The following is a 24,608-nucleotide window of genomic DNA, read 5'->3' on the forward strand; positions in this document are numbered from 1 at the left end:
TTGCCATGGCGCATAAATTTATCAGTTGTATCAGTTTATTAGTAACGGATTATGATGCGGCGATTCAATTTTACACGCAGTGTTTAGGTTTTAACTTAATAGAAGATACCATGCTATCCGCCGATAAACGCTGGGTAAAAGTCGGCCCACCAGGCGCACAAACCGCGATCTTGCTGGCTAAAGCAAGTAATGCACAGCAACTTGCCTTGGTCGGCTGTCAAACCGCAGATCGGGTAGGACTGTTTTTACAAACAGACAATTTTTGGCAAGACTACGAGAAAATGTGCCAGCAAGGTGTCGTGTTTTTGGAAGCACCTCGTGAGGAAACGTATGCTACCGTAGTGGTGTTTCAAGATTTGTATGGTAATAAATGGGATTTACTACAGCCTAAACAACCTGACTAGCAACAGTATTAACTTTTAAAACCGTTCACAAACTCAGCATCTGGCAAGGCTTGTTGCAGCAATTGCTGTAACGGTTGCATTTGTTCTAGCCGAAATTTGTACTGCACGCGAAGCTGGCCATTTAAGTCAAAATCGATAAAACCCAGTTTATCTTCTTGCCACAGTGTGATTTGTTTAATGCTGCGAAGCAGGGCGCTGTCCATGCCGACACGCAGTTTTTGTTCCTGAACAGCAAAAAGTCTCAGGATGTCTTTGCTATAAAATATACTCGTCATCACTCAGTGGCTTACTTTTGCTGAAAAAAAATAGCTCTAAGCTAAATAGTAAAGCCGTGAAAAACAAACTTTGATAACCAAATAGCCAAAATAAAAGCGCAATACCCAGCAATATTAGCGCTTTTGCAGTAATAGAGTCTTTAATCAGTGGCCAAAACATAGATAAAAGCTGAATAAGTTAACATTTAGTTACCTTAAATAACCTCGCTAGGCTCGTCAAGCTAGAGACCGTCTGTTAGCGTCACGATTAATTGCTTGGTGCTAATTCTGCTGTTTTAGCTTGTTGTACTAAGTTACGTACATCCTGTAGCAGTTGCTGTGCGTCATAGACAATGCCATCTTTAATGGTATAGCGCACACCTTTAGTGCGTTCTGCTTCATTATTGTCGTTTAATCGATAATGCCCGGTGCCATATAGCACTTTAAAATTGGCTAACGGGTTTTCAGCTACAATGAACATGTCGGCTTTTTTGCCCGGTACGATACTGCCAATGTCTTCGTCTAAACCCAGTGCAATAGCGCCATTAAGCGTTGCCGCTTGAATAACTTCCAGTGCATTAAAGCCGGCTTCACGTAATAGTTCTAACTCTTGAATAAAGCCAAAACCATAGATTTTATAGATATAACCCGCATCTGAACCGGTGGTAATACGACCACCATGGTTTTTAAAGTCTTGTAGAAATTGCATCCACAACCGGTAATTTTCGCGCCAACGTACTTCATGCTCAGTGGTCCAATCAAACCAGTAGGAGCCATGTGCGTAACGGTTTGGCGTAAAGAAACGCGTTAGGGTCGGTAGGGTATACTCTTGATGCCATTCAGCGTTACGCTGCGCGGAGGCATCACGGCTAGCTTCATAGATAGTTAGGGTGGGGTTAATAGTAAAATCGAGTTTAATAAGCTCATCTCGTACCGCAATCCATTTATCTGAGCCAGGTTTAGCTGCTTGCGCCCATAATTCACCGGCAGCCGCGAAGCGATCTTGTTCATTTTGATAGTTATAGTTTGTCGGATAGTTTTGAACAGTTTGTCCATCAAACAATGCTTCAGGCAAACCATACCAATGTTCCATCGAACCCAGCCCCATGCGGGCACTGTCGACGACATTGGTGCGCATCACATTAAGTTGCGCATGATGCATCATGCTGCCAAGATTTTGTTTTTCAGCTTCATCTAAGGCTGCAGCCATAATGCTGGGCGTAGCACCAAAAAATTTAATGCCCGCTGCTCCGGCTTTTTTGATGTCTTTAACCCATTTACGTGCCTGATCCGGATTAAATACCGGTTGCGCTAAGCCTTGACCAAAGCCAACATAAGGCACGATCCTTGGGGCAACTATAGTATTCGCGGCGGCCGCTTTTACGTGCTTTAACGTCCATGCTAGGCCATTAAAACTGCCAGGTTCTCTTACGGTGGTAATGCCATGCGCGAGCCAAAGCTTAAATACATATTCTGCAGGGATGCCATTGGCTGAGCCGCCAATATGGCCGTGCATGTCAATAAAGCCAGGCAGGATATACATACCGCTGATATCCATTTCTTGATCGCCAGGCGCCGCTTGTGGTCGACTGGCTGGCAATACGGGCACATCAGGATAACCGACAATACTCACTTGTTTAATCCGATCTTGCTCGATAACGATATCGACAGGCCCTACCGGTGGCGCGCCTTCACCACTAATTAAAATCCCTCCTCGAAGAATTAACCGCTTATAAGGGCCATCACCTTGGTTGCCGCGCTCTGGCGCTGAGGGCGTGCGCTCAGTGGTTTGGGCGAAGGTAATCGGTGTTATTAAGGTAGCTAATATCAATAACGTGAAGGGAAGTCGCATAAAACGGACCATAACATTTCCAATAGTTATTTATTATGGTATCAGTGTGGATAAAGTTTCGACATGTCGCAAGCGATTACGTTAGCTCGTCGCTAGGATGCGTTAAAAGGTTTCTGGGTTTAACAGTGAGTGTTAATGAGCCCCTTTTTTGATTAAGTAACGGTAGGGAGTTTCGCTGGTGCTGTATTGCATTAACTCGTGATCCATAAAGCGACAAAAAGCGGGAATATCACGCGTACTGGCTGGATCGTCGGCGATAATCAACAATGTTTCACCATTTTGCATTTTTCGGATCTGTAGTCTTACCATCATCACTGGCTCTGGGCAGCGTAGACCTAGGGCATCTAAGGTGTGATCGGCATGCTGAAATTCATCTGCCATTGATAACTCCAATAATATAAGACGCAAATTTAACGACAAGCCATTAAAAAAGGCCGTATCAACGGCCTTATTCTAAGCGATTGTGTTACAAGCTGCCAGTTTAAGGCCGCTCAAACACCGTGGCAATGCCTTGGCCTAACCCAATACACATAGTCGCTAAACCAAATTTACCGCCTTTTTCTTCCATTACATTTAGTAAGGTAGTGGCGATACGTGAGCCCGAACAACCTAATGGGTGACCTAGCGCAATGGCACCACCATTAAGATTCACTTTTTGGTTGGCCACTTCAAGTAAGCCAAGATCTTTCATTACAGGCAAGGCTTGTGCAGCAAAGGCTTCGTTCAGTTCTGCATAGTCAATGTCGTTAATGGTTAAGCCAGCCATTTTTAACGCTTTCATACTGGCCGGTACCGGACCATAACCCATGATGGACGGATCACAACCTGCGACACCCATACCGCGTACATAAGCTCGAATGGGTAAGCCTAAGGCTTTAGCTTTCTCTTCGCTCATCACTAACATGCCCGATGCACCGTCAGATAAGGCTGAAGACGTACCGGCCGTTACAGTGCCGTTTGCTGGGTCAAACACCGGGCGTAAAGCTGATAACGCTTCAACCGTGGTTTCAGGACGGATGACTTCATCATAATCCATTAGTTTTAACACGCCGTCGGCATCGTGGCCCTCAGTAGGAACAATTTCGTTTTTGAACCGACCCTGCTCTGACGCTTCTTGTGCCAAGCGGTGTGAGCGAGCACCAAATTCATCTTGTTGCTGACGACTGATACCGTGCATTTTACCAAGCAGTTCTGCGGTTAAACCCATCATGCCTGCTGCTTTGGCAACAGATGTTGCCAAGCCTGGATGAAAATCAACACCGTGATTCATTGGCACATGACCCATGTGCTCAACACCACCAATTAGATAGACATCGCCCATACCCGTTTGAATAGCACGTACGGCGTCATGCAAGGCTTGCATGGATGAACCACAAAGACGGTTAATGGTCACCGCGGGCACAGAATGCGGGATACCGGCTAATAACGAGGCGTTTCGAGCAATGTTAAAGCCTTGTTCTAGCGTTTGTTGCACACAACCCCAGATCACATCATCAATATCGGCAGCATCTAATGCGGGATTACGAGATAACAACGATGCCATAACATGCGCTGAAAGTTGTTCGGCACGCACATTACGATACATGCCACCTTTAGAGCGACCCATCGGGGTGCGAATACAATCTACTATTACTGCGTTTTTCATTATGCTGTGCTCCTGCGCTTAAACCGGGAAGAAACGCTGGCCGTTGGCAGCCATGGCGCGCGTATGATCTGTAACCTGATAAATTTCACCTAAATGGGCGTATTTATCGGCTAGGGCAACAAAGTTAGCTAAACCTAAGGTGTCGGCGTAACGCAGTGGACCACCGCGGAACGGAGGGAAACCTAAGCCGTAAACAAGGCCCATATCGGCTTCAGCGGCACTGGCAACGATACCTTCTTCTAAGCAGCGAATGGTTTCGTTAATCATCGGTACCATAACGCGAGCAATAATCTCGTCAGCACTAAACTCGTGTTTCTCAGTCGTAAGTTCAGACAGTAAACCTAAGCTTGTTGCATCGATATCTTTCTTCGGTTTGCCTTTGGCATCTTTACTGTAAGTATAGAAACCTACACCATTTTTCTGGCCGTAACGTTTCGCGTTATACATCGCGGCTACCGGGTCCTTTGCCAGTTTCGCCATCCGAGTTGGGAAGCCATCCGCCATCACATCGGTACAGTGATAAGCGGTGTCTAAGCCCACTACGTCCAGTAAATAGGCGGGGCCCATTGGCCAACCGAATTGTTTCTCCATCACTTTATCCACTTGCGCAAAATCTGCGCCATCCAGCACTAATTTACTGAAGCCAGCAAAGTAGGGGAACAGTACACGGTTAACGAAAAAACCAGGACAGTCGTTTACAACAATGGGGGATTTCCCCATTTTGGCAGCATAAGCCACGACTGCAGCAACGGTTTCATCACTGGTATCTTTACCGCGGATGACTTCAACTAACGGCATTCTGTGTACGGGGTTAAAGAAATGCATACCGCAGAAGTTTTGTGGCCGACTTAGGTTTGCCGCTAATTGATTAATAGAAATAGTAGAGGTGTTCGAGGTTAAAATGGCATCGTCGCTTAATAAGGCTTCAGTTTCTTTTAACACCGCGCCTTTAATTTTTGGATTCTCGACAACCGCTTCGACAACAATATCCACGCCGGCCACTAAATCATTGCTTAACGTGGGAGTAATAGCCGAAATCACTTTAGCCATGCCGACGGCATCTAATTTTTTACGATCGACTTGTTTTGAGAGCAACTTGGTTGCTTCTGACATGCCTAAAGCGAGTGCGTTGTCGGCAATGTCTTTCATGACCACCGGTACACCTTTCAGTGCAGACTGATAGGCAATTCCCCCGCCCATAATACCCGCGCCTAATACAGCGGCTTTATTCACGGCTTTAGTCGCGGTCTTCGCGGCTTTTTTCGCTTTACTTTTAATGACTTGGTCATTTAAAAATAGCCCTATTTGCGCCGTCGCCGCGTCGGTCTTGGCTAATTTGGCAAACCCGGCGTTTTCTAAAGCAACGGCACCAGCCCGATCTAACATGCTAGCGGCTTCTATCGTTTGTACCGCCATCATCGGTGCCGGATAATGTTTACCCGCAGTGGCGAACACCATACCCTTGGCTGTATTAAAGCTCATGGTGGCTTCAATTTTATTCAGTTTTAGTGGCTGTAATTTTACGGCGCGTTTTTTCTGCCAGTTTAGCTGACCCGCGATAGCGTCTTGCAGCATGCTTAAACCGGCTGCCGCTAATTTTTCAGGGGCAACAACGGCATCTATTAAACCTTCTTTTTGTGCTTGCTCTGCACTGCGATCTTTACCGGTGGTGATCCACTCCATGGCATTGTCAGCGCCAATAATCCGTGGTAAGCGAACGGTGCCCCCAAAACCAGGCATTAAACCGAGTTTAACTTCAGGTAAGCCGATGCGCGTGGTCGTGTCAGCTACACGGTAGTCACAAGCGAGTGTCCATTCACAGCCGCCACCTAAGGCGAAGCCTTTAATGGCCACCACGGTAGGAACAGGCAGGTCTTCACAAGCGTCAAACACATCAGAAGCTTGTTTAATCCACGGAACTAAATCGGCTTCAGGCCGTTCAAAAATAGGTAAAAACTCAGTAATGTCAGCACCGACCACAAAGTTATCTTTGCCACTAACAAAAAGAACACCTTTTAAAGCGGGATCCGCGTGCAGCTTACTTAGGGCTGCCTTACAATCAGTCAGCGTCTGTTGATCAAATTTGTTGACCGAACCTTGTGCGTTAAAGGTAAACTGGGCAATACCAGGTTGCACATACTCAACCTGAATGCTGTTACTCTGGTAAATCATAAAAATGCTCCTTGGTCGCGTTAGCTATATATCATTATTCGCAACTGGTACGATGAGGTTATCTGATCCAGTGTCTCGTGCTTTTAGAAAAATATCAATAGTTATTTAAACGGGTGTTTTAAATCGTGCTAAGCACAAACATACTTAACTATAGACAGTATTGACTGACTAAGTTTTCATCTGGAGTTGTACAGTGAAACGCCTGATCTTTATATTAAGTTGTACTTTTTTTTCTACAATGGCTGTCAGTAATGCTGAACAGATTGAACAGCAACGTGAGTTATTTGTGCAAGCCGAGCGCCAGATTGGCTCTGCACCTCTTAGGCAAGTTGAAGCTTGGCTGGAAGAATTAAAAGATTATCCGTTACATCCCTATCTGCAACAACGCTACTTACAGCGGCGTTTGAATGCTCACACTGATATTGAAAGCTTTTTACAGCAACATAAAGGCTCTCCGCTGGATTGGCCGTTGCGCCGGTCCTTTTTACAAAGTTTAGCTAAAGCAAAGCAATCTGAACGGTTTTTAATGAACTTTCCGGGTAGTTCAGACGCTGAGCTAAATTGTACGGCGTTGGAGCAGCGTTTGCTGGTTAGTCCGGTTGATAAGCAGCAAGTCTGGCAGGAGGTACAAGCGTTATGGACCGTAGGGAAATCACAACCTAAAGACTGCGATGACCTGTTTAAACAATGGCGCCAGGTTAATCCGCTGCAAGCCGATACAGTGTTGCGGCGTATTCAATTGTCTGCAGAAGGCGGTGATGCGAGTTTAATTCGTTATTTAAAAACCTTGCTACCGACTAATCAGCAATATTTAGCGGACATGTGGCTACAAGTAAGAAAGGACCCTAGTGTCATGACGAAAGGTCGCTTCTTTGCTGGCAAACATGTGGTTGAACGCGACATTTTGGCTTACGGTTTAAAGCGTCTAATCTGGCGCTCACCCGATCAGGCCTTAAAAATGTGGCAGCGTTTTGTTAATGATCCTTATTTTACCGCTGCTCAGCGCGTTGATGTGCAGCGTCAATTTGCTATTGCCTTAGCCAGTAAAGGGGATAGTCGCGCCGATGAGTGGATGGCGCAGTTACCCCCCGAGTTATTGGATAGCAGCTTGGCACAATGGCAAGTAGGCCATGCGTTACGAGAGCTAAACTGGCCGAAAGTGCAAAAAGTCATTGAGCAGTTTCCTGCAGATCTCGCGGCAGATATCAATTGGCGCTATTGGTTAGCTCGAGCTTTTGAAGAGCAGGGTCAGCAAGCAAAGGCCGATCCCATTTTTCGTGAGCTGGCTTTGCGTAGACACTTTTATGGCTTTATGTCGGCAGCTAAGTTGGGGCTGCCACCGAGTTTAGCGCACAATCCGGTGATGGTATCTGCTGAAGAGTTGTTATTAGTGCAGCAACACCCTGCGGTGCAACGCGCCATTGAATGGCTGGCGCTTGGCCGAATGACCGAAGCGCGACGGGAATGGAATTTCTTACAACGCTCAGTGACTGAATCGCAAAAGTTAGCCGCAGCTAAGCTAGCCGGTCAAATGGAGTGGCATGAGCGCGCCATTTTTACGCTGGCGGATGCCGGTTATTGGGACGATGTAGAATTACGTTTTCCGCTGGCTTATAAAGATGAAATTCAACGCTCGGCGAAAGGCGCAAAAGTAGATTCTGGTTGGGCTATGGCAATAGCTCGGCGCGAAAGCTCTTTTATGGCTGATGCTAATTCTCCGGTGGGTGCGCGAGGTTTAATGCAAATTATGCCAGCTACCGCCAATGATATTGCAAAAAAACGCGTGCCAATAGCGCAACTTTATAACCCCACCACCAATATCGATTATGGTACCGATTACCTTAATTATTTGATGAAGCGTAACGACGGTAATTTAATTATGGCCACCGCAGCTTACAATGCAGGTTACAGTCGTGTTCGGCAATGGATCCCGACAGACCACGCTTTGCCCGTTGATGTATGGGTAGAAACGATCCCTTATCGCGAAACGCGAGAATATGTAAAAGCAGTGATGGCGTATTATCAGATTTACAATATTCGCTTAAATGAACCCATTGATGTGTTTCAACCGCTGGTTGCGATGCAGATTGGGGCGAAGAGTAAATGATGTTATTATCCAAAGCCCTTAACAGCAACCAGTAAGGTGTTTATGAACTCAACATATCAGCAACTTTATCCAGAGCATCTAGCAGAACTGCAGTTGCGTACCCGCAATGTGTTGGCTCGTGAGAATCTCGACGCGCTCGTTATTCATTCAGGTCAAGCAAAGCGCAAGTTCTTGGATGATATGGATTATCCGTTTAAAGCCAATCCACATTTTAAAGCGTGGTTACCGGTAGTCGATAATCCGCATTGCTGGTTAATAGTTGATGGTGTAAATAAACCCAAACTGATTTTTTATCGGCCAAAAGATTTTTGGCACAAAGTGCCTGACGCACCAAGTGATTTTTGGGCTGAGCACTTTGATATTCAGTTGCTTGAAAAAGCTAATACGGTTGAAAAGCTGTTGCCTTATGATAAAGCACGTGTGGCGTATTTAGGTGAGTATCTTGAAGTCGCTAAAGCCTTAGGCTTTACCCACATCAACCCTGAGCCCGTGATGAATTACCTGCATTTTTACCGGGCGTATAAAACCGCTTATGAGCATGCCTGTATGCGCAATGCCAACCGTATGGCTGTGACCGGGCATCGTGCGGCAGCCGCGACCTTTTATGCCGGTGGCAGTGAGTTTGATATTCAGCTCGCTTACTTAGCGGCTGTTGGTCAAACTGAAAATGAAGTGCCTTATGGCAATATCATTGGTTTAAATGAACATGCCGCTATTTTGCACTACACTGCTTTAGAGCGTAAAAAACCTGCGCAGCATCATTCCTTTTTAATTGACGCGGGTGCCGAGTTTCATGGTTATGCGGCAGACATTACTCGTACTTACAGCTTCGATCCGAAAGATGAATTCTCTGCACTGATCCAAGCGGTGCAAAACGTGCATTTGCAGGTAGTGGATGCGATTAAACCGGGTAACAAATACACGGATTTACAGTTTTTAACTCATCGCTTGTTAGCACAAGTGCTGATTGATTTTGATTTTGTCCGCAGCAGTGTCGATACTATTGTTGATACCGGTATTAGTAGCACTTTTTTCCCGCACGGCGTGGGCCATCACCTAGGTTTGCAAGTGCATGATGTCGGTGGTTTTATGGCCGATGAGCGTGGCACTCATGTGGCTTCACCAGAACAACATCCGTTCTTACGCTGTACACGGCTGATTGAACCGTCAATGGTATTTACTATTGAGCCAGGCTTATATTTTATCGATAGTCTGTTAGCCGACTGGCAAGAAAAAACCGAGAATAAGCTGTTTAACTGGCAAAAAATTGATGCTTTCCGCCAGTTTGGTGGTATTCGTATCGAAGATAACATTATTGTGCACCGTGAGCGCAATGAGAATATGACTCGCGAGTTGCAACTGCCATAAGCGGTCGCTGAAAAGGACATTATGCAATATCGTTCGATTATCCGTATCTTGGGGATGCTGATTGCTATCTTCAGTATCACCATGGTGCCGCCGGCGATGGTGGCGTTCTGGTATAAAGATGGTGCGGGTTTACCCTTTATTTTGTCCTTTTTAATGTGTGTTGCTATCGGTTTTATCACCTGGTATCCCAATCGTAAATACCGTCGCGAACTTAAAGTGCGTGACGGTTTTTTAATTGTAGTGCTGTTTTGGATTGTGCTCGGTGCGGTGGGCGGCATCCCGTTAGTTCTGGCTGAATATCCGAATTTGAATCTCGCTTCCGCGATGTTTGAAGCTTTTTCTGGCTTAACTACGACCGGCGCCACGGTGCTAACCGGCATTGAGTTGTTACCCAAGGCCATTCTCTATTATCGTCAGCAATTACAATGGCTAGGCGGTATGGGGATTATCGTTTTAGCGGTGGCCATTTTGCCACTGCTCGGTGTGGGTGGGATGCAGTTGTTTCGTGCTGAAACACCCGGGCCGGTTAAAGATAACAAAATGACACCGCGTATTGCTGATACCGCAAAGCACCTCTGGTATATCTATTTAGCCTTAACCATTACTTGTGCGTTAGCTTTTTATTTAGCCGGTATGTCGGCGTTCGACGCCATCTGTCATGCGTTTTCAACAGTCGCCATTGGTGGTTTTTCTACTTATGACGCCAGTATGGGCCATTTTAACAGTCCGTTGATCAATCTGATTTGTGTGTTCTTTTTGTTTATTAGCGCGGTAAATTTCACCTTACATTTTGCTGTCGTGCGCGGCAAAAATTTAAAAACCTATTTTGGCGATCCAGAATTTAATACCTTTTTGGGTATTCAAGTGGCGTTGATTGTCATCTGTTTCTTAGTGTTGCTGCACACCAGTGTCTATCCCGATAAGCTCACTGCGCTAAATCATGCCGTATTTCAAGCCGTGTCTATCTCCACTACCGCCGGTTTTGCTACGGATAGCTTTTCAGCTTGGCCATTGTTTTTGCCTATTTTGCTAATATTTTCGAGTTTTATTGGCGGTTGTGCCGGCTCGACCGGTGGCGGCATGAAAGTTGTGCGAGTGCTGTTGTTGTTTAAGCAGGGTGCGCGTGAGCTCAATCGCTTGGTGCATCCACGCGCGGTATATGCCATTAAGTTAGGTCGTCGTGCTGTAGAAGATCGCATTGTGCAAGCGGTATGGGGCTTCTTTGCGGCTTATGCGTTAGTGTTTGTGGTGATTATGCTGGCGTTGATTTTTACTGGTTTAGATAATATTACGGCGTTTTCGGCAACGGCGGCTTGTTTAAATAACTTGGGGCCCGGTCTGGGCGAAGTGGCCGCTCACTTCGGTAATATCCCCGATGCCAGTAAATGGATTTTGATTGTAGCTATGGTGTTCGGTCGCTTGGAGATTTTCACTTTGCTGGTGCTATTTACCCCTGCCTTTTGGAAAGACTAAGCTTAGCGTGTTAGATAAAAATCGCACTCACTTGGAACAACTTTTCGACTTCTACAATGTGTTTTTTATCGACCATAAATAAGATAACGTGATCATCAGTATTGATGCGCGTATTATCATGGGCAATCATGACTTCATCGCCTCTGACAATGGCGCCGATAGTGGTGCCTGGCGGCAGCTTAATTTCGCCAATGGTTTTACCGACCACCTTGCTGGTGCTGCTGTCACCATGCGCGATGGCTTCAATGGCTTCAGCCGCGCCACGGCGCAGTGAATACACATTTACAATGTCACCGCGGCGAATATGCGTCAATAATGCTGAGATAGTGGCTTGTTGCGGCGACACTGCAATATCCACTTCACCACCTTGCAATAAATCAACATAGGCACTGCGTTTAATCAGCACCATGGTCTTTTGTGCCCCCATACGCTTTGCCAGCATGGCCGACATAATGTTGGCTTCGTCATCGTTTGTTACTGCAATAAAAACATCGATTTGCTCAATGTTTTCTTCTTCTAACAATTCAGGATCTGAAGCATCGCCGACATAGACAACAGTGTTATCTAAGCCACTAGATAAGAATTCAGCCCGTTCTTTACTACGCTCAATTAATTTTACACTATGAGTTTTTTCTAATGCGCGGGCTAAACCAAATCCGACGTTACCACCACCGGCAATCATGATCCGTCGATAGCTACGTTCTAACTTTTGCAGTTCGCTCATTACCGCGCGGATGTGTTTAGTGGCGGCGACAAAGAACACTTCGTCGTCGGCTTCGATAATGGTTGTGCCCAGCGGTTTTATTGCATTACCACGTCGATAAATGGCGGCCACACGGGTTTCGATATGTGGCATGTGTTCTTTAAGTGCCGATAATGCATGGCCCACTAATAAGCCACCGTAATAGGCTTTCACCGCGACTAAACTGACTTTACCTTCAGCAAATTCAACAACCTGTAGTGCGCCGGGGTAATCAATTAGCCGGCGAATATAATTGGTCACCAACGCTTCCGGTGCAATAAAGTGGTCAACGGGCATATCGTCTTTATGAAAGAGTTCATCGCGGTACTTTAAATACTGATTGGTGCGAATACGGGCAATTTTCAGCGGCGTATTAAACATACTGTAGGCCACCTGACAGGCCACAATGTTAACTTCATCCGAGTTGGTCACGGCAACAACCATGTCGGCATCTTCGGCGCCGGCTTTGCGCAAAATATCAGGATGTGAGCCATGACCAAACACCACCTGCAGGTCAAAACGATCTTGCAATGAGCGCAGTTTATCCAGATTGGTATCAACAATCGTAATATCATTCTGTTCACCGACCAGGTTCTCTGCCAGTGTTGCGCCAACTTGTCCTGCCCCTAGGATGATGATTTTCATAGTCTGTCTCAGTTCGGCGTTGCTTTGTGCAACAAGGCAAAGAAGAAGCCATCCATGTCGGCTGCACCTGGTAAGATTTGCCAACAAGCTTCGGTACCGGCCTGAGTGATAGGCACTAGGCTTGCATCGGCTTGGTGTGCCAAAAATTGCGTGATTTGTAGCTGGTTTTCGGCCGGTAACACACTACAGGTTGCATAAAGTAAGGTACCGCCTGGTTTTAATAGCTGCCAGGCTTGTTGCAAAATGTCGGTTTGTAAGCTGGCTAAATTAGCGATATCGGCTTTTTTACGTAACCAGCGAATATCAGGATGGCGCCGGATCACACCGGTGGCCGAGCAGGGCACATCTAATAAAATGCGATCAAACAGGTTGCCTTGCCACCAGCGTGCAGTATCCAGCACATCGGCAGTAACGACGCGAGCCTCTAATTGTAGCCGTGCTAAGTTTGCATGCACACGCTCTAATCGCTTTTCATCACGGTCCAGTGCGGTTAAATGCAGGTCAGTGGTCTGTTCCAAAATATGGCACGTTTTGCCACCGGGCGCGCAGCATGCATCCAGTACTTGCTCGCCGGGTTGTGCATTCAGCAATAAAGCGGCATGTTGCGCTGCGGCATCTTGCACAGAGAACCAGCCTTGCTGATAGCCCGGTAAGCTGGTGACATCGCAAGCTTGTTGTAGTTTGATCGCAACCGGTAAATAGCTAAAGGGTTGGGTATAAGCAATATCTTCAGCCGTTAGTGCAGCACAAAATTGCGTTGGGCTGATTTGTTGCTGATTAATGCGCAGCCATAACGGCGCTTTTTGTTGGTTGGCTAACAGGATATCAGTCCAATCTGCAGGGTAGGCTTGTTGCAACGCGCTGATTAGCCAGCCGGGGTGGTTAAATTTCACGGCATCAGGCGCATGACTAAAATCAAATAATGCCGGTTGACGTTGCACACTGCGTAACACCGCGTTAATCAGTTTTGTTAGGCTTTGGCCTTTTAAACTTCGAGCGGCTTCAACCGTTTCGCTGATGGCGGCATGATCAGGAATGCGCATAAACTTTAACTGATAAATGCCCACATACAACAAGAACTGCAACGGCCGCAGTTGTTTCACCAACGGTTTGCTCATCAGTTGTTGGCAAACGGTTTCCAGTTGCGGTAAGTAACGCATGATCCCAAAGCAAATTTCTTGAAGCAAAGCTTTGTCTGCGGGCAAATCTAATTTAAGTTGTGCCCTAGGTAAGGCATCCGATAAAGATTTACCTTGGTCAATCACTTGATAACAGGTATCGGCAGCGAGTGCGCGAAGTTGTGCACTCATAATTGCTGACCCACTGATAACCAGTCACTGCGGCCATTTAAAAAATCAGCCGCTGACATAGGTTTTTTACCGGGAGGCTGCAGTTGCGTAATCACCAAAGTCCCTTGCTGGCAGCTGATATAAATACCGGTTTTATCTGCCCTAATAATGACGCCAACAATTTGTTCGTCACTCGGTACAACATGTGCTTGCCATACTTTGACCGCACCTTGGGGTAGCTCAAGATAGCTGACTGGCCACGGGTTAAAAGCTCGCACTTCACGCTCTAGCGCATCGGCGTTCTTATTAAAATCAAGACCAGCCTCTTCTTTAGATAGTTTTTGTGCATAACTGGCTGCAGCGTCTTGTTGGGCTTCGGCTTGTTGTTGCAACTGAGGTAGTTGAGTCAGTGCAGTGAGCAACGCTTGTGGCCCCAACTCTGCCAATTTGCCATACAAAGTGGCACTGGTGTCGGTTGAAGTGATTGATATCGCGGCTTTACTGAGCATCGCTCCGGTGTCTAACCCTTCGTCCATTTGCATAATGGTGACGCCCGTTTGTTGATCGCCAGCCCAGAGCGCGCGTTGAATAGGTGCTGCGCCACGCCAGCGCGGTAACAACGAACCGTGCACATTGATACAACCCAAGCGCGGGGTGTCTAACACTATCTTGGGTAAAATTAAGCCATAGGCAACGACAATCATCAAATCGGCGTTCAAGGCGGCTAACTCTTGCTGCGCAGCCGCTTTTTTGAGTGATTTAGGTTGATATACCGGGATCTGCTGGCGCTCAGCTAATTGTTTTACTGGGCTTGGTTGCAGTTTTTGACCACGCCCAGCCGGTCGGTCGGGCTGGGTGTAAACCGCTACAATCTGATGTTCGCTCGCTAACAACGCCTGTAAGTGGCAGGCGGCGAAATCCGGTGTACCGGCAAAAATAATTCGAAGAGGTTGGGTCACAGTTTTTCCTGTTTACAGCGCGTGGCGTTCAGCCAGTTTGGCTTCTTTTTCTAGCTTTTTGCGGATACGCTCGCGTTTTAAAGGCGACAGATAATCAATAAACAGCTTGCCAATTAAATGGTCTAGTTCATGCTGTAAGCAAATGGCGAGTAGGCCATCGGCGTGCAGTTCAAAACTGTTGCCATCAATATCCTGAGCTTTCAAGGTAATATTTTTGGCTCGCTTCACTGACGCGTAGTTTTGCGGCACAGATAAGCAGCCTTCTTCATAGCTGGTTTCGCCATCGTGTGCGATAATCTCAGGGTTAATAAAAACCATGGGTTCACTGCGATCTTCTGAGTGATCTAACACGACGATGCGTAAATGCTGATTAACTTGAGTCGCCGCTAAGCCGATACCATTTTCATCATACATGGTGTCGAGCATATCGGTGACTAACTGCCGAATTTCCGGCGTAATAGTGGTGACCGGTTTGGCAATAGTGCGCAAACGATCGTCTGGGTAATGTAATACTTTTAAAACAGCCATAACACCTACAAAAATATGCTTTAATTAAATCACTGTGGTATGTTTTAATTTTAGCCATTATTGCGCTGCAATAACAGCTTAGTATGTAATAATTACAAAACAGTATAGTTTTAAAGGAAGCTGGCATGCTGAAAAAAATAACATTGATAATAGCGGCCTCAATATGTTGGTTTTCAGCTAGTGTGTTAGCAGATGTATTAAAGTTGCGCGACAATGCACCGATGACCTACGTGGTTAAAGCGGGGGACACATTATGGGATATTTCTGGTTTATATCTGAATGAGCCTTGGTTGTGGCCGCAATTATGGCAAATGAACCCACAAGTTGATAACCCACACTTAATTTATCCTGGTGATATTTTAACGTTAACCTTTGATAGTGAAGGTCGCCCAGTATTGGCCGTGAATAAGCGGGCGGTGCGTTTAACACCACAAACTCGCACTACGCATAAAAATCCGGATGCAATAGCCACCTTACCCTTGGGTATCATACGTCCTTTCTTAACCTATGATCAGGCCTTATCGCAAGTTGAGATCGATGCTTTACCTTACATCTTAGGAAGCAATCGCGCCTCTAAAAGTGCGGCTGAAACACAGACGTTATATGTGAATAATGAGCTACTGCAAGGTGCCGCTTATGCAGTATATCGACAAGGCCGTGCTTATGTTGATCCGGATACCGGTGAAACACTGGGTTATGAAACGCGCTTAGTTGCCACCACCCGAGTTATTCGGGGTGGCAGTGCAGCAACAGAAAGTAGTGCTTTTGAGCCCGCCGCCATGCAGGTACTGAATATTACTCGAGAAATTCGCCAAGGCGACAAGGTGATCCAGGCCTACGATTCGCAATCTTTGCCCGTCCATTTTTTAATGACACAGCCAAGTATACCTATCGAAGGGCGCATCATTTCGGCGTCGTCTGATTTACGAGAAGTCGCTAAGATGGATGTGGTTATTCTTAACCGCGGTGAGCAGGAATTAAAAGCTGGTCACATGCTGGGTATTTATCGGCAATCACCAACCGTGGTTGACGGCCGTAATGGTCCTGTGTATTTAGAAGATGCAACCAAGCTGCAAAAACTGATGCGTGATGTTGGTGGTGAAGCCATTGAAATGCCGAAAGAGAAAGTCGGTGAAATGATGGTCTTTAAAACCTCAGAAAAAGTCAGTTTTGCAATTGTCACGCAAACCATTGCTCCGGTTCGCGTTGGAGATAGTATCGGCAACTTATAAGGTAAACTGTCGGGAGCTGTGATGTTATGGAAGCATTACATACATGGCTTGCGTTAGCGAGTGTGCATGGTTTAGACGGCCAGCGCTGTCGCCAGCTAAACGAGCATATTGGTTTGGCAGAGTTATTGGCTTTGCCGGCCAGCACCTTACAACAGCTGGGCCTGACTAAAAAACAGGCCCAACTGCTTTGTTATGAGAGTGCGTCTTGGGTTGAGCAAGCGCTGAATTGGCAGGCCGAAACGCCTGATCAGCATATTATTCCTTTTGACCATCCGTTTTATCCTCCGTTATTAAAAGAAACTCCACATCCACCCGCCGTATTATTTGTTAAAGGCCAAGTAGAGTTATTAGCGTCGGCACAAATTGCCATGGTAGGCAGCCGTGCGCCTACTCCTACCGGCAGAGCGGTTGCTCGACAACTGGCGGCTGAGTTGACTGAACAAGGTATGGTCATTACTTCAGGAATGGCGAAAGGGATTGATAGTGAAAGTCATGTAGGTGCTTTAAACGCTGGTGGGAAAACAGTAGCCGTATTAGGGCACGGGCTGCGACAAGTTTATCCTAGTTGTAATCGTCATTTAGCTACACGTATTGTTCAAGCGGGTGCTCTTATTTCTGAATATTTTCCAGATGTGCGTGCCCGAGCTGAATTTTTCCCGCAACGAAATCGCATTGTTGTTGGTCTAAGTACGGGTACTGTTGTTGTTGAAGCCGCATTAAAGAGTGGTTCGTTAATTAGTGCGAATCTTGCTGCGGATTATAATCGTGAAGTGTTTGCTGTACCGGGCAGTTTTCATAATGCGCAAGCAGCAGGCTGTCATTACCTGATCCAACAAGGCGCTAAACTTGTCAGTTGTGTGGCCGATATACTAGAAGAGCGAACGGCTTTTGCTGATAACGGTTTAGCTGCTGCCCCAGAAATAAATGTCACGCTAGACTTGTGCAGTCAGCAGTTGTTCGATAACGTAGGAGATAGTCCCATACCAGCCGATGTGCTGGCAGAGCGGGCCAACATGTCAGTGGCAGACGTATCCATTACCTTACTTGAGCTTGAATTAGCCGGTAAGGTTGCAGCAGTTCCCGGTGGTTACATTAGATTGAGGAGTACCTGATTATGTTTGATATCCTCGTTTATCTGTTTGAAAATTATATACATAGCGAAGCTGATATTTATGTAAATCATGCCGATCTGACCAAAGAGCTCAGTAAAGCCGGTTTTCATGATGATGATATATTTCGTGCCTTAAAATGGTTAGATCGATTATCTGCTTTGCAAGAGAATCAAACTAAACCTTATCTTTCCAAAGTAGCGAGCAACTCGACGCGGATTTTTACTGCAGACGAGTATCGTAAAATTGATACCCCAGGCCAAGGTTTCTTGATGTTTCTTGAGCAAGTTAACGTGCTTGATGCCACAACCCGCGAAATGGTAATTGATCGGGTTATGGATTTAGACAGTGCTAGTATCAGTTTGGATGATCTTAAGTGGGTTGTCTTAATGGTGCTGTTCAATGTACCTGGTCGAGAAAGTGCTTATGCCCAAATGGAAGATTTAATTTTTGACGAAGTTGATGGGCCGCTACACTAGCGCGTAGAATGCACATTAATGCTGGCGAGTGGTTCGTCAGCATTATTCAACTTAGGCTGTTATGACCGATCCTTCACCGTTATTTTCTCTGCCGCAACAAACCGAACACTGCCCGCTGTGCCAACAGCCCTTACAGATCCGCTCAGGTAAAAATGGGGCTTTTTTAGGTTGCACCGGTTACCCAAGCTGCCATTATATTAAAGCACTACATCAGCATGAAACCAGCGTAGTTAAGGTACTAGAGCAAGAGCATTGTCCAGAATGTTCAAGTACTTTGGCGGTGAAAAATGGTCGTTATGGTATGTTTATAGGCTGCACCAATTATCCTGCGTGTCATTTTATTGTCCATGAAGAACCGGTAACTACTGAGCAGCCAAATGTCAGTTGTCCTAAATGCCAGAAGGGGAGTTTATCCGAGCGGTTAAGTAAGTTTGGTAAAACCTTTTGGGGTTGTGATCGATATCCGCAATGCAAGTTTATTGTTAATGACCAGCCAGTGGTTGGGATCTGTCAATACTGTGCCTTTCCATTATTATTGCAGAAGAAATCGGGGCAGGTCTGTGCCAGTAAAGCTTGCCAACAGAAACAAACTGCCCCGGATCCTAGCTTGGATTAAAGTTGATGTAACATCTGCTCGAGTTCAGGAAAAGTACTTGCCGGTAATTGATCAATCAATTTAGCAAATTGGGCTTTAAGTTCGGCTGTGCTGTTGGCCGATAAATTGATATGACCCATCTTCCGACCCGCACGTTTAGTTTTGCCATACCAATGCAAACCCAGCGCAGGAATATTCAGAATGGCGTTGGGCACTTCATCTTCACCCAAGATATTGACCATCAGCGTTGGCCGCACCAAGGCGGTACTGCCTAACGGCAAACCACAGACTGCACGTAAATGATTGGCAAACTGACAGCAATCAGCACCTTGCTGTGTCCAGTGCCCCGAGTTGTGCACGCGTGGGGCGATTTCGTTCACCAGCAATTGGCCAGCCACATCAAAGAACTCAATTGCTAATACACCAACGTAATCGAGTTGTTCGGCAACGGCAGCAAACATCTGTTCTGCTTGGTGTTGCAGTGCGTGATCCACTGGACGTGCTAACGACACACTGAGTACACCGTTAACATGATGGTTTTCAGTTAGTGGATAAACTTTCACTTCACCTGTTCTACTGCGAGCACCGACCAGCGATACTTCACGTTGAAAGCCAATGAATTGCTCCGCAACGATAGCTTGGCTGCTATCTGCCGCTAAAAAATCGGCCATTTTCTGCCATACGGTGGCAGTTTGCGCGGCCTCTTTTAAACGCCACTGGCCTTTGCCATCATAGCCCGCCAGGGCGCTTTTAAAGATAAGCGGTAAGCCTAAGCGACTCACCGCCTTTTCAAAATCGGCCTGGTTGTTGATCACCTGATAAGCGGCATTGGCAACACCCGCGCTGGCCAGTAAGGCTTTCTCTACCCGACGATCCCCCCCTGCACGAATAGCGCTGGCGCCCGGTAAAAATTTACCACTAGCTTGGCATTGCTCTAAGATAGCCAAGGGAATATGTTCAAACTCAGCAGTCACCACGTCAGCAGCTTCAAGTGCTTGCGCTAAGCCGCTGCCTAATTGTTGCTGGGTTAACGGGTGCACTAGCGTGTCTGTATTGACATCATAAGCACTGATGGTGATGTTTAACGGTGCTCCAGCAAGCGCCATCATCCGTGCCAATTGGCCGGCACCTAACACTAATACTTTCATAGTGCGACCTGTGATGGATCCGGTTGGCTTAATACCGACTCGGTTTGAGCCGCGCGGAAAGTATCAATTTGGGCCAATAAACTTGCATCGCTGGTGGCTAAAATTTGCGCGGCTAACAAACCTGCATTGGCGGCACCCGCATCACCAATCGCCAGTGTGCCTACAGCAACACCTTTTGGCATTTGTACAATAGATAATAAAGAGTCGATACCCTTTAAAGCTTTTGACTGCACAGGAACACCTAAAACCGGCAAACTCGTAAAAGCGGCGGCCATACCCGGTAAGTGCGCAGCACCACCAGCACCGGCAATGATCACTTTCAAACCCCTTGCAGCCGCGCCAGTGGCATAATCAGCCAGTAATTGTGGGGTGCGATGAGCCGAAACCACCTTGGTCTCATAGGCAATGCCAAAACGGTCAAGCATATCTGCCGCATGTTTCATGGTAGGCCAATCTGACGTTGAACCCATGATAATACCAACCTGCATAGTGGTTTCCTTGTGAACTTGATGAAGTCGAAGTTTGAAACGGTTATTATACCGCCCATCGTGTTACGAATAAAATGTTTAGTGGCTAGGTCGTCTGTCTGCGGCATGAATTAGGTGAAAAATGGCAACAATTGATACTGCAGTAGAACAATTAATGGCAGGCGAGGTGATTGCATATCCTACCGAAGCGGTTTATGGCCTTGGATGTGATCCGGATAATGAAGATGCGGTGTTAAAACTGCTCGCGATTAAGCAGCGTCCCGTTGCAAAGGGCTTGATTCTGATTGCCGCGAACTACTCCCAGTTACTGCCTTACATCCACGACAACGCTATTCCGATAGAGCGGCGTTTTCAAATATTTTCATCTTGGCCAGGTCATGTGAGCTGGGTTCTTCCCGCCAGTGCTAAGGCGCCGCGTTGGATAACAGGCAATTTTAATAGTATTGCGGTGCGTGTCAGTGCACATCCTATAGTACAACAGTTATGTCAGGCTTATGGTAAACCTATTGTTTCCACCAGCGCTAATCTTGCAGGTGAAGCGGCCATCAATGATTATCAGCAATTATTAGCCAGTATTGGCTTACAAGTCGCTGCGGTGGTTGATGGGCCTTTAGGGGGGGCGACGCAACCTAGCCAAATACGTGATGCCATGACCGGCGAAATCATCAGGAGTTAATATGCCTCATCATTCTGAGCAACTTGCTCAAGTACAAGCCTTTTTAATGGCGTTACAAGATCAACTGTGCCAGCAACTCGCTGATGCCGATGGTGGCGCGCAGTTTGTTGAAGATGCTTGGCAGCGACCAGAAGGCGGTGGTGGTCGCAGTCGGGTATTAACGGGTGGTCAAGTCTTTGAGCAAGCAGGTGTAAATTATTCACATGTGTTTGGTGCACAGATGCCAGCCTCTGCGACTGCGCATCGCCCTGAGTTAGCGGGACGCAACTTTAACGCTTGCGGTGTATCTTTGGTGTTGCATCCTAATAATCCTTATGTGCCAACTACACATGCCAATGTCCGATTTTTTATTGCAGAAAAAGACGGCGAGGAACCGGTATGGTGGTTTGGCGGCGGGTTTGATTTAACGCCTTACTATCCATTTGAAGAAGATGTTGTTCATTGGCATCAAACAGCTAAGGATTCTGTCGATCCTTTTGGTGCAGATTATTACCCTGCTTATAAGAAGTGGTGTGATGATTACTTCTATTTAAAACATCGTGGCGAAACCCGCGGTGTAGGTGGCTTATTTTTTGATGATTTAAATGTTTTAGGTTTTGAGCAAAGCTTTGCGTTAATGCGTGCGGTAGGAGAAGCCTTTATTCCGGCATATCTGCCCATTGTGGCAAAACGTAAAGCCTTGGCATATACCGAGCGTGAGCGCCAATTTCAACTCTATCGGCGTGGCCGCTATGTAGAGTTTAATTTGGTTTATGATCGCGGCACTTTATTTGGTTTGCAAAGTGGCGGGCGTACCGAGTCAATCTTAATGTCGATGCCGCCTTTAGTTCGTTGGCAGTATGCTTATCAACCTGAAGCGGCTAGCCCAGAAGCGTTGTTATATGAGCGTTATTTAAAGCCGCAAGATTGGTTGGGTTTGTTAGCCGCTAACTAACAGTTGATCATATGTGACGCCAGTTGACCAATCGACTGGCGGATCCCTTCGCGTAACACTTTATCGCTGACCACTTCATTTAATGCCTGATTCATACAAAACATCCATTCTTCACGCATTTGCTCATTGACTTCAAAGGGTAAATGCCTGGCACGAAGCCGAGGGTGCCCATATTTTTGTTCGAATAAAGCTGGGCCGCCTAACCAACCAGACAAAAACTCAAAAAACTTCTGCCGAATACCATCTAAAGGTAAAGGATGCATGGCATAGAGGGCTTTCGCTTCAGGTGCCGTTTCCATAATGTCGTAAAAACGGTTGGCCAAGTGACGCACTGCCGTTTCGCCGCCCATTAATTGATAAGGTGTTTGCGTAGGAGTGGGATGCGTATTGCTATTTGTGTTACTTTTACTAAAAATCATCTGTATTAACTTCTTAAAAGGCATCATTGTGGACCGTTACGCAGTATTTGGAAATCCAATAGGGCACTCTAAATCCCCTTTTATTCACCAGCAATTTGCATTGCAAACGGCTGAACCCATCAGTTATGAGGCTATTCTAGCACCGGTAGAGGGTTTTGCCGACAGCTGGCAGCACTTCATCAATGCCGGTGGCAAGGGCGCAAATGTCACTATGCCGTTTAAAGAGCAAGCGTTTGCCTTAGCGCAAGTGCGTTCAGAGGGGGCGTTACAAGCTGGGGCGGTAAACACCTTATATTTTAACGATGCTGGCCAAATTGTTGGGGATAATACGGATGGTGTGGGCCTACTGCACGACTTGCAGCGATTAGGCGTGGTACTAGCTGAAGCTAAAGTGTTAATCATCGGCGCGGGCGGCGCAACTCGCGGTATAGTGGGGCCTTTATTAAAAGCAGGCGTAGGGCAAATTGTTATTGCTAATCGTACCCAAGCCAAAGCTGAAGCAATTGCGGCAAATTTTAATGCCAAGGTAAGTGCAGCAGCGTTAACCGATATACCGATGTTACCTTATCAATTCGTTATTAATGCAACTTCATCAGGTTTAACTGGGCAGCGACCTGAATTTGACAGCGTGCATTTAGCGCATTGTCAATTAGCTTATGACATGTTGTACGGTGCTTCACCCACTGCTTTTCTGATATGGTGCCAGCAACAAGGTGTGCAAAATACTGCAGATGGTTTAGGAATGTTAGTGGGGCAAGCGGCCGCCGCGTTCGCTTTATTCCGTGGCAAGCAACCGGATATGGCGCCGGTACTGGCGCAGTTAAAGGCACAATTAGCGTTATGAACCAGCAATTAATTTTTAATAACGACTTTCACTATGCAGCGCCCAAACAAGCCATAGCCTTTAGTTGCTTAGTAAGTGGTTTAAAAGTGCAGTGTTATATCGCTATACCGGCAAAGCAAGATGCACAAGACTTCCTCTCCCAAGTAATCGCTGATGCGTTTACTTGGGAAGATCTGACTGAAACCGCTATTGCCGAAGATACCTATATAGAGAGTGGTGAAATTTGGCTTTAACCTTCCGCCAAATACTCATTCTTTAATTGGACATAATTTAAAGCCGACTCAGTTAGAAAGCTTTTCTCATGATCATTTAATGGCCGAGCCGCTTTAGCGGGGCTACCCACATATAAATAGCCGCTTTGTAGTGTTTTACCTGGCGGCACTAAACTTCCCGCCCCGATAATTACATCATCTTCTACCATCACATCATCCATAACAATGGCACCCATGCCAACAAGTATGCGGTTGCCTAGGGTGCAACCATGTAGCATGACTTTATGTCCCACCGTGACATCTTCACCAATAATCAAGGGTGAGCCAGCAGGCTTGCCTTTGCTTGGGCGTGATAAATGTAAAACGGAACCATCTTGAATATTGCTTCTAGCACCAATCTTAATGAAGTTAACATCGCCCCTTGCTGCAACTAATGGCCAAATACTGACATCCTTAGCTAATTCTATATCACCAACTAAAACACTCGATGCGTCTACATAAACACCTTCAGCTAGTTTCGGTGCAATACCTTTATATTTTCTTAAAGTCATAAAACCCTCCTGTGAAGACTTATTATGCAGTAAATGTTGTAAAAATCTGCATTTCGTTGAAATTTTCTGCTAACGATCGAAAATAACAAAGTTTTTTAATTATAACGCTTGCAGGATATTTAAAAGGTCCTATAATGCGCGCCATGCCACGGGGGATGCGGCGAACGAGAGTTCAGCAAAACCTGAGGTGATAAAACGAAGTTGCAAAAATCTTTAAAAAAGACGCTTGACAGCAGAGTTTAAATCACTAAAATGGCCGCCTCGCTTCAGGGTGCTGATGAAAGCCTCAAAAAGCGAAGTGAAGTAACAAGAGTCTGGTGTGATGATAAGTTTTAAAAAAGAATTATCCTCACGCTTGACTTAAAATCTGGTAGGTGTAAAATTCGCCTCCCGCTTTGAAGTTCAAAGCACGCTCTTTAACAATTCGCAATCAATTATCTGTGTGGGCACTTATGATGATGTTCGTTAAAACGAAATAATCAG

The 24,608-nt window shown here is 46.2% G+C and carries 25 protein-coding genes; 12 read left to right on the forward strand and 13 right to left on the reverse strand.

Features of this window, described 5'->3' with window-relative positions; all coding sequences use genetic code 11:
• The first annotated feature begins 5 nt into the window (after window positions 1-5).
• Window positions 6-404: a VOC family protein gene (locus ORJ01_RS07485; RefSeq protein ID WP_306177486.1), complete on the forward strand. Its 399-nt coding sequence runs from the start codon at window positions 6-8 to the stop codon at window positions 402-404.
• 8 nt (window positions 405-412) lie between these two features.
• On the opposite strand, the gene ORJ01_RS07490 is transcribed toward ORJ01_RS07485, so the two are convergent.
• The 5 genes from ORJ01_RS07490 to fadB all read right to left on the reverse strand — a co-directional run bounded on the left by ORJ01_RS07490 (window position 413) and on the right by fadB (window position 6,327).
• The gene (locus ORJ01_RS07490) at window positions 413-607 is read right to left on the reverse strand and encodes a hypothetical protein (RefSeq protein WP_306177487.1); all 195 of its coding nucleotides are present in this window, start codon (window positions 605-607) and stop codon (window positions 413-415) included.
• Between the two features lie 319 nt (window positions 608-926).
• Window positions 927-2,510 (reverse strand): amidohydrolase family protein, encoded by a 1,584-nt coding sequence (locus ORJ01_RS07495; protein WP_306177488.1) that lies wholly within the window; start codon window positions 2,508-2,510, stop codon window positions 927-929.
• 132 nt (window positions 2,511-2,642) lie between these two features.
• Window positions 2,643-2,891 (reverse strand): sulfurtransferase TusA, encoded by a 249-nt coding sequence (tusA, locus tag ORJ01_RS07500; RefSeq protein WP_229588425.1) that lies wholly within the window; start codon window positions 2,889-2,891, stop codon window positions 2,643-2,645.
• A gap of 100 nt (window positions 2,892-2,991) precedes the next feature.
• Window positions 2,992-4,155 (reverse strand): acetyl-CoA C-acyltransferase FadA, encoded by a 1,164-nt coding sequence (fadA, locus tag ORJ01_RS07505; RefSeq protein ID WP_306177489.1) that lies wholly within the window; start codon window positions 4,153-4,155, stop codon window positions 2,992-2,994.
• A gap of 18 nt (window positions 4,156-4,173) precedes the next feature.
• On the reverse strand, window positions 4,174-6,327 hold the full coding sequence (gene fadB / locus ORJ01_RS07510; RefSeq protein WP_306177490.1) for a fatty acid oxidation complex subunit alpha FadB: 2,154 nt from the start codon (window positions 6,325-6,327) through the stop codon (window positions 4,174-4,176).
• A 193-nt stretch (window positions 6,328-6,520) separates the two neighbouring features.
• Here fadB and ORJ01_RS07515 point away from each other — a divergent pair, with 193 nt between their 5' ends.
• The 3 genes from ORJ01_RS07515 to ORJ01_RS07525 are packed head-to-tail and all read left to right on the forward strand — an operon-like array spanning window position 6,521 to window position 11,275.
• Entirely contained in the window at window positions 6,521-8,434 is a 1,914-nt protein-coding gene (locus tag ORJ01_RS07515) for a transglycosylase SLT domain-containing protein (protein ID WP_306177491.1), read from the forward strand.
• Window positions 8,435-8,476: 42 nt separating this feature from the next.
• Window positions 8,477-9,802 (forward strand): Xaa-Pro dipeptidase, encoded by a 1,326-nt coding sequence (gene pepQ, locus ORJ01_RS07520; RefSeq protein WP_306177492.1) that lies wholly within the window; start codon window positions 8,477-8,479, stop codon window positions 9,800-9,802.
• A gap of 21 nt (window positions 9,803-9,823) precedes the next feature.
• On the forward strand, window positions 9,824-11,275 hold the full coding sequence (locus ORJ01_RS07525) for a TrkH family potassium uptake protein (protein WP_306177493.1): 1,452 nt from the start codon (window positions 9,824-9,826) through the stop codon (window positions 11,273-11,275).
• A gap of 10 nt (window positions 11,276-11,285) precedes the next feature.
• On the opposite strand, the gene trkA is transcribed toward ORJ01_RS07525, so the two are convergent.
• From trkA to def, 4 genes are read right to left on the reverse strand one after another with little or no spacing between them, the layout of a single operon-like run.
• Window positions 11,286-12,662 carry a Trk system potassium transporter TrkA gene (gene trkA, locus ORJ01_RS07530; RefSeq protein ID WP_226750695.1) on the reverse strand — a complete coding sequence of 459 codons (1,377 nt, stop codon included), beginning with the start codon at window positions 12,660-12,662 and terminating at the stop codon, window positions 11,286-11,288.
• A gap of 8 nt (window positions 12,663-12,670) precedes the next feature.
• Window positions 12,671-13,972, reverse strand: coding sequence for a 16S rRNA (cytosine(967)-C(5))-methyltransferase RsmB (gene rsmB, locus ORJ01_RS07535; RefSeq protein ID WP_306177494.1), 1,302 nt, complete (start codon window positions 13,970-13,972; stop codon window positions 12,671-12,673).
• Window positions 13,969-14,910 carry a methionyl-tRNA formyltransferase gene (gene fmt, locus ORJ01_RS07540; RefSeq protein WP_306177495.1) on the reverse strand — a complete coding sequence of 314 codons (942 nt, stop codon included), beginning with the start codon at window positions 14,908-14,910 and terminating at the stop codon, window positions 13,969-13,971. Before fmt ends, rsmB begins: the two co-directional genes overlap by 4 nt.
• 12 nt (window positions 14,911-14,922) lie before the next feature.
• A complete protein-coding gene (gene def / locus ORJ01_RS07545; protein ID WP_226750698.1) occupies window positions 14,923-15,438 on the reverse strand; it encodes a peptide deformylase in 516 nt (171 codons plus the stop codon).
• Window positions 15,439-15,563: 125 nt separating this feature from the next.
• Here def and ORJ01_RS07550 point away from each other — a divergent pair, with 125 nt between their 5' ends.
• The 4 genes from ORJ01_RS07550 (at window position 15,564) to ORJ01_RS07565 (ending at window position 18,874) form a co-directional block, all read left to right on the forward strand.
• On the forward strand, window positions 15,564-16,670 hold the full coding sequence (locus tag ORJ01_RS07550) for a LysM peptidoglycan-binding domain-containing protein (RefSeq protein ID WP_306177496.1): 1,107 nt from the start codon (window positions 15,564-15,566) through the stop codon (window positions 16,668-16,670).
• 26 nt (window positions 16,671-16,696) lie between these two features.
• Window positions 16,697-17,782 carry a DNA-processing protein DprA gene (gene dprA, locus ORJ01_RS07555; RefSeq protein WP_306177497.1) on the forward strand — a complete coding sequence of 362 codons (1,086 nt, stop codon included), beginning with the start codon at window positions 16,697-16,699 and terminating at the stop codon, window positions 17,780-17,782.
• Between the two features lie 2 nt (window positions 17,783-17,784).
• Window positions 17,785-18,258 (forward strand): DUF494 family protein, encoded by a 474-nt coding sequence (locus tag ORJ01_RS07560; RefSeq protein WP_306177498.1) that lies wholly within the window; start codon window positions 17,785-17,787, stop codon window positions 18,256-18,258.
• Between the two features lie 61 nt (window positions 18,259-18,319).
• The gene (locus tag ORJ01_RS07565; RefSeq protein WP_306177499.1) at window positions 18,320-18,874 is read left to right on the forward strand and encodes a type I DNA topoisomerase; all 555 of its coding nucleotides are present in this window, start codon (window positions 18,320-18,322) and stop codon (window positions 18,872-18,874) included.
• On the opposite strand, the gene ORJ01_RS07570 is transcribed toward ORJ01_RS07565, so the two are convergent.
• Both ORJ01_RS07570 and purE read right to left on the reverse strand, forming a co-directional pair.
• Window positions 18,871-20,001 (reverse strand): 5-(carboxyamino)imidazole ribonucleotide synthase, encoded by a 1,131-nt coding sequence (locus tag ORJ01_RS07570; protein ID WP_306177500.1) that lies wholly within the window; start codon window positions 19,999-20,001, stop codon window positions 18,871-18,873. The two genes, ORJ01_RS07565 and ORJ01_RS07570, sit on opposite strands and share 4 nt — an antisense overlap.
• Window positions 19,998-20,489, reverse strand: a complete 492-nt coding sequence (purE, locus tag ORJ01_RS07575) for a 5-(carboxyamino)imidazole ribonucleotide mutase (protein WP_226750704.1) — start codon at window positions 20,487-20,489, stop codon at window positions 19,998-20,000. The genes ORJ01_RS07570 and purE overlap by 4 nt, the downstream gene beginning before the upstream one ends.
• A 121-nt stretch (window positions 20,490-20,610) precedes the next feature.
• On the opposite strand from purE, the gene ORJ01_RS07580 reads away from it, so the two are divergent.
• Together ORJ01_RS07580 and hemF are read left to right on the forward strand one after the other, a co-directional pair.
• Entirely contained in the window at window positions 20,611-21,165 is a 555-nt protein-coding gene (locus ORJ01_RS07580; protein ID WP_306177501.1) for a Sua5/YciO/YrdC/YwlC family protein, read from the forward strand.
• Window position 21,166: 1 nt separating this feature from the next.
• On the forward strand, window positions 21,167-22,099 hold the full coding sequence (gene hemF, locus ORJ01_RS07585; RefSeq protein ID WP_306177502.1) for an oxygen-dependent coproporphyrinogen oxidase: 933 nt from the start codon (window positions 21,167-21,169) through the stop codon (window positions 22,097-22,099).
• On the opposite strand, the gene ORJ01_RS07590 is transcribed toward hemF, so the two are convergent.
• Window positions 22,096-22,518, reverse strand: a complete 423-nt coding sequence (locus tag ORJ01_RS07590) for a group II truncated hemoglobin (protein WP_306177503.1) — start codon at window positions 22,516-22,518, stop codon at window positions 22,096-22,098. The genes hemF and ORJ01_RS07590 overlap by 4 nt on opposite strands.
• Before the next feature lie 28 nt (window positions 22,519-22,546).
• On the opposite strand from ORJ01_RS07590, the gene aroE reads away from it, so the two are divergent.
• Both aroE and ORJ01_RS07600 read left to right on the forward strand, forming a co-directional pair.
• A complete protein-coding gene (gene aroE, locus ORJ01_RS07595; RefSeq protein ID WP_306177504.1) occupies window positions 22,547-23,362 on the forward strand; it encodes a shikimate dehydrogenase in 816 nt (271 codons plus the stop codon).
• Complete coding sequence (locus ORJ01_RS07600) at window positions 23,359-23,595, forward strand: DUF1488 family protein (RefSeq protein WP_229588393.1); 237 nt, start codon at window positions 23,359-23,361, stop codon at window positions 23,593-23,595. Before aroE ends, ORJ01_RS07600 begins: the two co-directional genes overlap by 4 nt.
• Here the strand turns inward: ORJ01_RS07600 and ORJ01_RS07605 are convergent.
• On the reverse strand, window positions 23,592-24,125 hold the full coding sequence (locus ORJ01_RS07605; RefSeq protein WP_306177505.1) for a gamma carbonic anhydrase family protein: 534 nt from the start codon (window positions 24,123-24,125) through the stop codon (window positions 23,592-23,594). The genes ORJ01_RS07600 and ORJ01_RS07605 overlap by 4 nt on opposite strands.
• Window positions 24,126-24,608 lie beyond the last annotated feature (483 nt).

Source organism: Alishewanella sp. SMS8 (assembly GCF_030737935.1).
Lineage (GTDB): Bacteria > Pseudomonadota > Gammaproteobacteria > Enterobacterales > Alteromonadaceae > Alishewanella > Alishewanella maricola.

Excerpts from the sequence above, each read along its gene's own strand:
- trkA (WP_226750695.1), bottom strand. The coding sequence starts at position 12,662 with ATGAAAATCATCATCCTAGGGGCAGGACAAGTTGGCGCAACACTGGCA.
- ORJ01_RS07590 (WP_306177503.1), bottom strand. The coding sequence starts at position 22,518 with ATGATTTTTAGTAAAAGTAACACAAATAGCAATACGCATCCCACTCCT.
- hemF (WP_306177502.1), top strand. The coding sequence starts at position 21,167 with ATGCCTCATCATTCTGAGCAACTTGCTCAAGTACAAGCCTTTTTAATG.
- purE (WP_226750704.1), bottom strand. The coding sequence starts at position 20,489 with ATGCAGGTTGGTATTATCATGGGTTCAACGTCAGATTGGCCTACCATG.
- ORJ01_RS07525 (WP_306177493.1), top strand. The coding sequence starts at position 9,824 with ATGCAATATCGTTCGATTATCCGTATCTTGGGGATGCTGATTGCTATC.
- pepQ (WP_306177492.1), top strand. The coding sequence starts at position 8,477 with ATGAACTCAACATATCAGCAACTTTATCCAGAGCATCTAGCAGAACTG.
- ORJ01_RS07600 (WP_229588393.1), top strand. The coding sequence starts at position 23,359 with ATGAACCAGCAATTAATTTTTAATAACGACTTTCACTATGCAGCGCCC.
- ORJ01_RS07560 (WP_306177498.1), top strand. The coding sequence starts at position 17,785 with ATGTTTGATATCCTCGTTTATCTGTTTGAAAATTATATACATAGCGAA.
- ORJ01_RS07565 (WP_306177499.1), top strand. The coding sequence starts at position 18,320 with ATGACCGATCCTTCACCGTTATTTTCTCTGCCGCAACAAACCGAACAC.
- def (WP_226750698.1), bottom strand. The coding sequence starts at position 15,438 with ATGGCTGTTTTAAAAGTATTACATTACCCAGACGATCGTTTGCGCACT.
- tusA (WP_229588425.1), bottom strand. The coding sequence starts at position 2,891 with ATGGCAGATGAATTTCAGCATGCCGATCACACCTTAGATGCCCTAGGT.
- fadA (WP_306177489.1), bottom strand. The coding sequence starts at position 4,155 with ATGAAAAACGCAGTAATAGTAGATTGTATTCGCACCCCGATGGGTCGC.
- ORJ01_RS07570 (WP_306177500.1), bottom strand. The coding sequence starts at position 20,001 with ATGAAAGTATTAGTGTTAGGTGCCGGCCAATTGGCACGGATGATGGCG.
- ORJ01_RS07580 (WP_306177501.1), top strand. The coding sequence starts at position 20,611 with ATGGCAACAATTGATACTGCAGTAGAACAATTAATGGCAGGCGAGGTG.
- ORJ01_RS07485 (WP_306177486.1), top strand. The coding sequence starts at position 6 with ATGGCGCATAAATTTATCAGTTGTATCAGTTTATTAGTAACGGATTAT.
- ORJ01_RS07605 (WP_306177505.1), bottom strand. The coding sequence starts at position 24,125 with ATGACTTTAAGAAAATATAAAGGTATTGCACCGAAACTAGCTGAAGGT.
- ORJ01_RS07490 (WP_306177487.1), bottom strand. The coding sequence starts at position 607 with ATGGACAGCGCCCTGCTTCGCAGCATTAAACAAATCACACTGTGGCAA.
- ORJ01_RS07550 (WP_306177496.1), top strand. The coding sequence starts at position 15,564 with ATGCTGAAAAAAATAACATTGATAATAGCGGCCTCAATATGTTGGTTT.
- fadB (WP_306177490.1), bottom strand. The coding sequence starts at position 6,327 with ATGATTTACCAGAGTAACAGCATTCAGGTTGAGTATGTGCAACCTGGT.
- ORJ01_RS07495 (WP_306177488.1), bottom strand. The coding sequence starts at position 2,510 with ATGCGACTTCCCTTCACGTTATTGATATTAGCTACCTTAATAACACCG.
- dprA (WP_306177497.1), top strand. The coding sequence starts at position 16,697 with ATGGAAGCATTACATACATGGCTTGCGTTAGCGAGTGTGCATGGTTTA.
- rsmB (WP_306177494.1), bottom strand. The coding sequence starts at position 13,972 with ATGAGTGCACAACTTCGCGCACTCGCTGCCGATACCTGTTATCAAGTG.